Here is a 681-nt window from a genome sequence, read left to right on the forward strand (position 1 = left end):
TGGTGCTTTGCATGCGCCGCATAGGCTGCGCACCAGCCGCTGCGCCACCGCCGCGATCAGCGTTTCGGCAATGAGATAGGGCTCGGCGCCTAAATCGCGCAGCCGCGCGAACGCACCCGCCGCGCTGTTGGTATGGAGCGTCGAGAGCACCAAATGCCCGGTCATCGCCGCGCGCATCGCAATCTCGGCGGTCTCGCCGTCGCGGATCTCGCCNCGCGCAGCCGCGCGAACGCACCCGCCGCGCTGTTGGTATGGAGCGTCGAGAGCACCAAATGCCCGGTCATCGCCGCGCGCATCGCAATCTCGGCGGTCTCGCCGTCGCGGATCTCGCCCACCATCAATATATCGGGGTCCTGGCGCAAAAAGGCGCGCAGCGCGGCGGCAAAGTTTAGGTCAATATCGGGGCGCACCTGCACTTGGTTGACACCCTCGATCAAAATTTCGACGGGATCCTCGACCGAAAGGATTTTGACGTCGGGCCGCTTCAGATGCTGGAGCGCGGCATAAAGCGTGGTCGTCTTTCCCGAACCCGTCGGTCCGGTGACAAGGATGATCCCATGCGGGCGCGCCAGCGCTCCCCGAAAATCGCGCAGCATCGGCTCGGGCAGCCCAAGCTTGTCGATCGCGAGCAGCACGCTCTGCTGGCCGAGCAGGCGCAGCACGATGCTCTCGCCATGCGCA

Annotated in this window: 2 pseudogenes; both read right to left on the reverse strand. The window is 65.4% G+C overall.

What is annotated here, in order from left to right:
* Window positions 1–213, reverse strand: a pseudogene (locus AC2TC0_RS16195) (ATPase, T2SS/T4P/T4SS family); the annotation flags it as partial.
* Window positions 214–215: 2 nt separating this feature from the next.
* Window positions 216–681 (reverse strand): annotated as a pseudogene (locus AC2TC0_RS16200) (GspE/PulE family protein); the annotation flags it as partial.

This window comes from Sphingopyxis sp. sgz302558 (assembly GCF_057220455.1).